Origin of the sequence: Geopseudomonas aromaticivorans, from assembly GCF_019097855.1 — a bacterium.
GTDB lineage: Bacteria > Pseudomonadota > Gammaproteobacteria > Pseudomonadales > Pseudomonadaceae > Geopseudomonas > Geopseudomonas aromaticivorans.
Genome location: NZ_JAHRGL010000046.1, coordinates 1 through 2184, shown reverse-complemented (window position 1 = coordinate 2184; position 2184 = coordinate 1). Strand labels below are relative to the sequence as shown.

The 2184-nt window shown below is 45.9% G+C and carries 1 protein-coding gene; it reads right to left on the bottom strand.

Translation table 11 applies throughout. From position 1 onward, the window contains the following. Positions 1–1228 precede the first annotated feature (1228 nt). Positions 1229–2122 (bottom strand): hypothetical protein, encoded by an 894-nt coding sequence (locus tag KRX52_RS14565; protein WP_254797612.1) that lies wholly within the window; start codon positions 2120–2122, stop codon positions 1229–1231. Between the last annotated feature and the right edge of the window lie 62 nt (positions 2123–2184).

Genomic DNA, 2184 nt, shown 5'->3' with positions numbered 1-2184 from the left:
TCAGGGTCCTCTCTCCTGATTGCTGCAGGGGGAACAGGGGACAGGGGTGAGCTGTGAGCTCTCCTGCGGTGTCCACCCTTGACCAGCAAGAAAGACGCCACACCGAGGAATCTTCTTCAAACACAGTTTAATCGGGAACCTCTTTGCTTTGTACAGTGTATAATGGCGGCGGCGGCCCCGGGCCGAGGGAGACGGGGCCTGATATAGTCTACATCTACCAATCACCTAACCCTACGTGGCGCGCCAGGATAGGTTGTCTCCAAGCAGAATTAAGAGGATACATGACCTTTACCAAATTTGGAGTTGTTTACCACAGAGAGCGCTCGCCGTCGGGCTGGCGGAGGGCGGAAACCGGCGCCATCTTTTGGGTGCGGTTTTCTGCAGCTCCCTACAGTTCCCCCTTTTTGTTTTAATATTATAGGAGTAGCAGTATCTATCTGTTGTCAGATTTCAGTCATCTCTGTCTTAGGTTCAACCCCAGTGTCCCTATCTTACCCGTCAAAGAGTCACTGTGTCGCCCTCACAGGCTCATGTCTTAGGTTGAAGGGAACACATGTATGCTTATTCGCTCAGCATGAGGGTAGGTGCCCGTCATTGAGCATGACTGATTCAGATACGCATCACTCACTCAGCAAGGGCGAGACAGACATCTATTTGTCTGTCAGCATGGATAACCATGCTTGAGGGGACTGTCCTGCTTCCACAGCAGCAAAGGCCTGTACCAACATAGCAGCTTGGGATTTTTGCGACTTCCTGATCCTGCATAGGCACCACAAGCAAACAAAAATGGCTAACAGCATCATGGAAAACATAACCCCTATTCCAGCCCATTCCTTAACTAAACTAAAGGCTCGCTTAAGGGTAGTTAAGAGGGTATTAACAGTGGGCAGGCTCAGGCGTGTAGCATTCACGGCAATAATCTGTTGTGTCAGGGTGTCTGTCAGGTTCTCGAACTGTTGACTCCAATTTCCCTGAAGGTAGGCACACATCTGCCAACTCAGGTTGCTGTTCTAGTTGAAATTGTTGGCTATCCTGGAGGTGATACATAAAGAAGAAAAGGAATGAATGCATCCTATGGAAGTTAAGGTTACTAAATCATCCATTGCTCCTGCAACAGGTCCACTCTTTGGTTCACAGTTAGAATGCCAGCTTTTAAGTGGCCATCAATAGATCTTAAGGTAGTTAATGTTGTAGCTGTTTTTTCCACAATGTCATTGACTGTCTCAGCTTATTGGACCTGTGCAGCCATGGCAACTGCAGCAGTCATAGCTGCTGCTGCAGAAAGGGTTATGGCAGTAACCATTGCTGTAGTTATGCCAAAATCCCATTTCGTTCTGATGATTTCCGTAATGGGAAATGTTCCTGTATCCACTTTAACCGGAATAGGAACATACATTGGAATCCTCATCACTACTGCTGTATTAGCAGAACCATTCAAACACTGAATAGCAATACAGGAGACGTTAGTCAAATTACACAAGATCACTTCTTTGATAGCATTAGTAGCATTAGAGAGCAGAAAGAAAAAGGGAGAGTTTAAGCATACTGGGCTAGCTGGAACAGTGAAATTATCCAAAGTTTTATGTATTGATAGATTCTTAAGGGAAGGTCCCTTCTCATCCCTAGTACCAGAAACATTAAGAAGTCTTATTGTGAGATTCTGGAACTGAGAATTACCAAGAGGATCAATCCAACTGCCGATCAAGCCATTTTTCATCCAAATACATGGATTAGAATTATTAATAAGGGAGAAGCATAATGCTCCATGGAGAGAAATATTAGTGGCTGAATACTGGGCAGTGTCAGGATCTAAATTGACACAAGGCAAGCCCAATTCACAACTAGTAGAAAAGAAAACAGGCAAAACTTTAGATACGGTATGAACAGGCAAGGGAATTGGCCACACTTTCGCTATGGCCCACAGGATTGTTCCTTGGCCTGGATTAGCCAAGGAATTGTCAAGGTCAGCAGCAGGATCAATAACGGAGGCTTCATCTTGTTTGTTGCACCGCCTCGATAGTCTCTCTGGAATCCACAATGGGTCATGCTGATCCTGGGGAAAAACACAAACAGAAACTCTCGCCCATGCTAACACTGGGTCTGGTCCATGCCATAGAGCCATAAGGATATCTTTTCATATTACGTAGCCCTTCTGAGCAGGTGCCTGAGTCTGGTGCCTATCAG